The organism is bacterium, assembly GCA_030655055.1.
Lineage (GTDB): Bacteria > Edwardsbacteria > AC1 > AC1 > EtOH8 > UBA5202.
In genome coordinates this window covers 1-7,806 of sequence record JAURWH010000018.1, presented here as the reverse complement: position 1 = coordinate 7,806, position 7,806 = coordinate 1, and the positions used below count along the sequence as shown (strand labels likewise).

Annotated in this window: 3 protein-coding genes; all 3 read left to right on the top strand. The window is 56.5% G+C overall.

Annotation, left to right across the window (positions count from 1 at the left end; all coding sequences use genetic code 11):
• The first annotated feature begins 27 nt into the window (after window positions 1-27).
• A complete protein-coding gene (locus Q7U71_00885) occupies window positions 28-4,107 on the top strand; it encodes a C25 family cysteine peptidase (protein MDO9390315.1) in 4,080 nt (1,359 codons plus the stop codon).
• 315 nt (window positions 4,108-4,422) lie between these two features.
• A complete protein-coding gene (locus Q7U71_00880; protein MDO9390314.1) occupies window positions 4,423-7,014 on the top strand; it encodes a M14 family zinc carboxypeptidase in 2,592 nt (863 codons plus the stop codon).
• 171 nt (window positions 7,015-7,185) lie between these two features.
• Window positions 7,186-7,806, top strand: a 621-nt coding sequence (locus tag Q7U71_00875; GenBank protein ID MDO9390313.1) for a hypothetical protein, incomplete at its 3' end; no start/stop codon positions are given.

Here is a 7,806-nt window from a genome sequence, read left to right as displayed (position 1 = left end):
AACATCAGCACCTCCAGCAAAAGCGGATTGGAACTTACTTTCTCAGTCGGCACATACATGCTGGAAGACAAGCTGGTGGACGGCAAATCTGCCAAGGCCATAAAAATGAACGGCTCAATGCTGCCCATCGGAGCGGGATATCCCGACCTGCCGGTGATCAGCAACTACGTGGCGGTGCCCAACGGAGCCAAGCCCAAGGTCACCGTGCTTTCGTACCGCGAGGAAAGATACCAGAACATGGAGATCGCCCCGGGCATGGAACTGCCGGCCGATCTGGACAAGTCGATAAAACCGCTTCAGCGAAGATCCGAAACATACTCCAAGGATGAGTTCTTTCCCGGTGATTTTGTAATTTCCTCCGAGGTTCAGAAGATGAGGGGAGTGGACGTCTTCATCCTGTCCTTTGCCCCGTTCCGCTATAACCCGGTCACCAAGGAACTGGTGGTCCGCCGGGACATGAAGGTCAGCGTAACGTTTGAAGGAGGCAAGGGGGAGTTCGGGGACGACCTGTACCGGCACCCGATGTTCGAACGCATATTACAGCAGAACATCGTCAACTACAGCTCCATCCAGCCCAGCCGATACAACCAGATAAACGACCAGGCCCTGGCAGAAAAGAAACCCGGCAGCAAGGAGACCGGCCAGTTTGAATACATCATCATTGTTCCCAATGACCCGGTCTTCATCGCCTGGGCCGACACCTTAAAGCAATACCGGAAGAAACAGGGGATCAAAACCGGGGTCTTTACCACCACCGAGATCGGCGGGAACACCCCGGCCATCCTGGAGGCCTTCATCGACAACGCGTACAATACCTGGACCATCAAGCCGCTGGCGGTGCTTCTGATGTCCGACCTGGCCACCTCCGGCAAGGCCTATGGGATCACTTCTTCAACCCCATTGGTTCACCCGGCTGGATATGACGATTATGTTTCCGACAACGTCTTTGCTGATGTCAACATCACCGATGCCAACTCCCTTTGGAGCAACGCCGGGGCCCCGGAACTGGTGTTCACCCGGATGCCGGCCCAGACCGCGGCCCACTGTTCCACCATGGTCAAGAAGATCATCAACTACGAAAACTCCCCCCCGGGCAGCGCCACGTTTTATAGCCTGCCGCTTTCGGCCGCCGGCTGGCAGGATGAGCGCTGGTTCGGGATGTGCTCCGAGATCGTGCGCGGTTTTTTAAAGAACAAATTGGGCAAGACCACCCAACAGCAGTATGCTTTGGTGGACGCCAGCGGCCCGGTTGCCGGTGATCCCTGGTCCACCACCGATCCCAGCGCCCTGGTGGCGGCCTACGGAACGGCAGGGGAGGGATACATAGCCAATACGGTTCCGGCCGGCATGGTATGGAACACCGGCACGGCGGCCGGGGTGGTGACAGCCGTCAACAACGGCACCTTCATGATCATGCACCGCGACCACGGTATGTACACCGGATGGGGCGAGCCGGCCTTTACCAGCACCAACATTCCCAGCCTTACCAATACCAACTACCCCTTTGTCTTCTCCATGAACTGCCAGACCGGTGCTTACCAATACAGCGGCGAGGCATTTTCCGAGGCGTTCTACCGCAGCAAATACGGGGCTTTGGGGGTGATGTGCGCCACCGAGGTATCCTACTCCTTCGTCAACGACGCCCTGATCATGGGGATCAGCGACGGGATGTGGCCCAATTTCAATTCCACCAACAACTGGGACGTGCCCAATGCCGGCACCGGCCAGACCTACGAACGCTACACCGAGGACCTGAGGCCGGCCTTTGCCATGGCCTCCGGCAAGTGGCATTTAATGACCCAGACCTACACCGATCCCGCCATCCCGGCCGACTACAAGGAATTCACCTGCCAGCTGTTCCACGTTTTCGGCGATCCCTTCATGACCTTCTGCTCCCAGATCCCGGACACCTTTACCCTGGCCTTCAACGCGGTGATCCCCACCGGCACCCAGACCTTTAATGTCAACGTCAAGAACAAGGCCGGGGCCAACGTGCTGGGAGCTTTGGTGGGCGTATACATGCCCAGCAACTCGCCGGAGATAGTGACGTCAGCCTTGACCGATGCCAGCGGCAACGTCTCCATCACCATCAATCCTTTGCTTGATGGGCCACTGTATGTTACCGCCACCAAGTCCAACTTTGTCCGCAAGGAGACCTTTACCACGGTCAATGCCGGCACCCCGTCAAAACCCACGGTCACCAAGCTGCTGGACGGGGCCAAGCTGCCTGATCTTAGGCCCTTCCTGACCTTTGTCTCCACCGATCCTCAGGGAAACAACATAGACTACCGGATCAATTGGGATACCACCTCGGCCTTCACTTCGGCCATAAGGGACAGCTCCACCACCACCACCTACGCCAGCGGCGCCACGGTGAATTTCCAGTTCCCGTCCAACCTCACCGCCGGACGGACCTACTGGTGGAAGGTGAAGGGCCGCGACCCGGCCGGCACCAACCTGTTCGGCCAGTCCAGTGATCCCCGGTCCTTTACCATCAGCACCGACATCCCGGCCGGCACGGTCTGCTGGATGCACACCAAGGGCGGGCAGTTCACCTGCGACACCTACACCGGGGCCACCGCGGCCCAGGGCGACAGCCTGATCCTGGCGGCGCCAAGCTCGGGTTCGGCCACCTTGATGACGGAAAATTTCGAAGGCGGTTCTCTTCCGGCAGGGTGGGATACCTCCGGTTCCTATCCGGCAAACTACGGTTGGTTGATACGCACTACCGGAGGTACGCAGCCGCCCAGCTATGGCACTACTTACGATGGTTGCCAGTTCCCGTCAGTCGCTGTAACGCCTGCGGCCTCGGAGGAGAAAATCATCACGCCCCAGTACCTCATGAATTCAGGGGCTCAAACTTGTTCTTTAAGCTACGGCTACGGAATGGATCCCGGCGTAGCTGCGGATAGTCTGGTATTAGAGGCTAGTTTCCTTTCCGGCGGTTCATGGGGAACTTGGGTTCAAGTTGATGGTCTGAACAACGGTACCACTACTATTTCCGGAACCAGAAGCATTGGGCTGAATACCTTTATGCCCAAGGATGGGATACAACTGCGCTGGCGGTTCAGCCAGGGCGGGGGGCGCAACGGCCAGGATGCGGCCATAGACAATATAACCCTTAAATACACATATTTGATCACCAATACCAACGGCACCATGACCTCGGGTCCGATCTATTACAAGGACATCACCAAGGCCGAGACGGTGTCCCGCTCCTCTTACAGATGGGGCAAGGTACTGTGGCGCAAGAAGGCCGCCACCGATTCCATCGGGGTTCAGGTGGAATACTGCAATAACAATGTCTGGGCGCTGGTGCCGGACGCGGCCCTGACCAATAACTCCAAGGGCTTCTTCAACCAGGCCTCGGCCAACGACAGCGTCACCCTGGTCGCTTTGGACACTCTGACCTACGACAGTTTAAGGGTGATAGCCAAGCTTTACCGTCCGGCCAGCAAAGCCACGGCCAATCCGGTGCTGTACGACATCGAGTTCGCCCGGCCGGGCTACATGGCCCCGGATGCGGTCACGCTTTCCTTCTTTGCCGCCTTCGTCCAGAACAACAGGGCAGTGGTCCAGTGGCGCACCGAAAGCGAACAGGATTGTTACCAGTGGGTGGTGGAGCGGTCAGCTTCGCCCGACGGCCAGTTCGCAGAACTGGGCCGGCTTGATGGAAATGGCACCAGCAGCCAGCCCAACGAGTACAGTTACAGCGACGCTGCGGTCATGACCCCCGGAGTCTATTATTACCGGTTGACCGAGATAGACAAAAGCGGAGAGAAGACGGTATTCGGTCCGGTCAGCGCCAGCATAGGCCTGGGCGCTCCGGCGGAATACGCCCTGCAGCCGGCCTACCCCAACCCCAGCCAGGGAGGGGCCACCATAAAGTATTCGCTTAAACAGCCGGGCCAGACCCTGCTTAAGGTCTACAACGTGCTGGGCGAAGAGATCAAGACCCTGGTCAATACCCGGCAAAGCGCCGACTATTACCAGGTGAACTGGGACGGCCGGGACAACAAGGGGAGGCTGGTTTCCAACGGCGTGTATTTCTACAAATTGGTCTCCGGAGACTATTCGTCAACCAAGAAACTGACAGTACTCCGTTAAGATCAATATCCGGCTTTGCAAAAGCGGCGTTTCATTGGTTTGAAACGCCGCTTTTTGCTTGGTATTCTAATGAGGTAAAATAGTTTTTCAGAGAGTCTCAGTTCATTCGGTTGAGATGTAGCTGGTTCTCCATAAATGGGAATGAGGCAATATGGTTTTCCGGTACCTGCAGGGTTGATTTAATCCCGATAATATAATATAATATTGGTTTATTCCGGATCAGGTTTAACTCTGAACAAAACATTTAAAAATACAAAACAACGGGTGGTCATTTTGACAAACAGACATTTATTTCGCTTAGTACTGATCGCAGCAATGCTGTTGGGCTCCTCTTTGGCCCGGGGGCAGGAGGACATGGAACCAAAGATGCTGATAAGGGTGGACATTTCCAACCCCGCGGTCCTGCTGGCGGTCTCAAATCTGCCCCAGGGAATTGACGTGGCGGCCTGCCGGCCCGGCGAGTACATGGACATCGTCACCAAGCCTTCCCAACTCAGCCTTTTCACCGGGGCCGGTATTTCCTATACCGTCAGGGTGAGTGACCCAAAGGTAGTGCCATCCAAGGCTGCCTATCACACCTACGACGGCATCCGGGCCGAGCTGAAGCAGATAGCGCTGGATCATCCAACCATTACCAAGCTGGACACCGTGGCCGTGGCGGCCCAGGGCGGCAAGGTCTGGTGCCTGAAAGTTTCCAGCAATCCCACGGTGGACGACAATTCCCGCCAGGGCATACTGATCATGGGCAACCACCACGCCCGGGAATGGATGACTCCGGAGATCTGCCTGTACATCGCCAATTACCTGACCAACAATTATAACCCGGTGGGCACCGATTCCATCTCCACCCTGGTCAAGACCAAGGAGATATACATCGTCACTTCTGTCAATCCCGATGGTTTCATCTATGATCACGGCGGTACAAATGTGATCCCACCTTGGCCCCCAACTCTTTTGTGGCGCAAGAACCGCCGGGTGAACAGCCCCACCGTGTTCGGGGTGGACCTGAACCGGGGTTACGACGGCTCGGTGGACGGTGACATCATGGGGGCATGGGGAGGGTCCATCAACAGCTACACCAGCCCCGATTCCAGCAACGATGTTTTCTACGGCTTTTCCCCCAGCGGCGAGCCGGAACAGCAGGCCATGATGAAGATCGTCAAGGACCACAACATAGTGCTGTCCATCTCCTACCACACCTACAGCGAACTGGTGCTGTGGCCGCTGGGCTATGTGGACTCCACCGTCAAGCGGGCGCCGGACAGCCTGCAACTGCGGTATTTCGGCCAGCAGTCGGCCGCCCGGATAAAAAGATACCGAAGCACATTGGGCTATACTCCCCAGCAGTCCTCGGCCCTGTATCCCACCACCGGCGACTCCGACGGCTGGATCTACGGCTACGGTCTCACTCAATTGGGCCGGGTGATATTTCCCTACTGCGTGGAGGCGGACACCGCCTTTTATACTCCCGCCGCCCACATAGACTCGGTCTGCCCCCAGACACTAAAGGGCTTTATGTACCTGGCCATGCGCACCGACAGCATCGTCACCACCACCTCACCGCCGCCGGTGCTGCCGCCGCCGGTCACCGGAGTGACATTTCCCACAGTCAGCACCGATTACCGGTTAAGCTGGAACCTGCCCAATCCGGCCTCAAACCCCACCGCCTATGAACTGCAGGAACTGTCGGGCTTCACCGCCACCACCGACACGGTGGGGGCGGCCGCCAATCCCAACATCTCCCTGGATAAGTTCGTTTCCAACACGGTCAGGATGTACAGCGGCAGCCGCAGCTACCGCAGCGGAGTGGGCAATCAATTCAATATAGCCAGCATTACCACCACCAAGCCATACCCGGTAACTTCGGCCAAAGATTCCTTCAGCTTTTACAGCTACCAGGGCATGACCACTTTTGACCGGATGTGGGTGGAGATCTCCCCCGACGGGCGGCAGTGGAACCTGCTGGGCAAACTTTACCAGAACGCCCTGTCCTGGACCAAGCGGGCCTTTGCCATCGATTCCTCTGCCTACTTCGGCAAATCGGTGTTCTTCCGCATCCGGCTGGTGGGCGACGGAGTGGCCGCTTCGGACAGCGTCTACATAGACGACATCAAACCGGTGGCCTCTTTCGCATCGACCGCCACGGTATCCAGCGCCATCACAGCCAGCAACTACCTGGTCACCGGCAAGACAGTTGGCTCGACCTATTACTACCGGGTGCGGGGTTACAACGCCAAGCGGGGCTGGGGCGACTGGGACCAGCTGTACAAGGTCAACGTGGTGATGGGGCCGCTGGCGGTGGAACTCTCGGCCTTTACCGCCCAGGCCGCCCCCGGAGGGATAAACCTCACCTGGCTGACCCAAAGCGAGAATGACTGCTACCAGTGGGTGGTGGAAAGGTCGGACCAGCCGGAGGCCGGATACATTGAAATAGCCCGGCAAAGCGGGCAGGGGACCACCGCCAGTTCCTGCCAATATAAATATTTTGACGCCAACCCGCCGGCCTTGGGCCAGCTTTACTACCGGCTGCTGGAACTGGATGCCAAAGGCAACCAGACGATCTACGGCCCGGTCAGCGCATTATCTGCCGGGGATCGATCGTTAAGCTTTGGACTGGGTTCCGCCAGCCCCAATCCGTTCAAACAAACAACGGTGATCAATTATCAATTGTCCAGGACGGGAAGGGTCAGCCTTAAGATTTACAATATCGCCGGGCAGGTGGTGCGGGTATTGGTTGACGGAGAAACCTCTCCCTCTTATCCCTCCCCTCGAGGGGAGGGAAGGGTGGGGTCGGTAACCTGGGACGGACGGGACGACCACGGCCGCATGGTCGGCAACGGAGTGTACCTTTACCGCCTGATTTCGGGGGGGCTTTCGGCGACCAAAAAACTGATAATACTGAGATAGCTTGGGAACCAAAAGGCCTAAAGATCAATCTAAGGCAGTTTATTTTTCCCGAAGAAAAATATATGGCAAAAACGGCAAAAAAATCTTGACAAACCAGGCCTAATCTATTACAATAAAAGATTGTAACCCTAAAAATAAACAACAAAATATCATTATTTGGAGGTTTAGGTCATGAACCGAAAATTGTTCACAATTTTGGGTCTGGCGCTTTTCCTGTTCTGCTCGGCGGCAGTTCAAGCCAAGCCCATGGAAAAGGCCAAGGCATTGCCGTTTAAGTCTCCGGTTGGCGCCAAGGCCACGCTGGACACGGTGTTTTTTGACAATTTTGAGACCGACACCATGGGCTGGTCCGTCACCGATATGGCGGTGCAGCCGCCCTATTGGCATATCGATACCTATAACGCCTTTTCCGGCAAATCATTTTGGTGCGGTACGGCCACCGATGTGGAGGGTTGGATCGAGCCCCCGGGATACGGTAACGGCTGGGCCCAGTTTTTGATCTCTCCGGAGATAGACCTAAGCACCGTGACGGCCGATTCCATCATCCTGACCTATTGGCAAAAGAACGCGTTAGAAAACCCTGATCCCGATCAAGACTGGGACTGCATCAATGTTTGGATTACTACCACAACTACTGATTCCGTTTGGAATTTAGACCACTGGAATTATATCTACCCCGACACCACCCGATTTTCCGGCACCGGTTACAATGTAGACCTGCCTTATTCCTGGACTTTTATCGGATTGGTTCCGGATGGGTATCTGGTTCCCGGCTGGGGTGGCATCAAGGAC

Excerpts from the sequence above, each read along its gene's own strand:
- Q7U71_00880 (MDO9390314.1), top strand. The coding sequence starts at position 4,423 with ATGCTGTTGGGCTCCTCTTTGGCCCGGGGGCAGGAGGACATGGAACCA.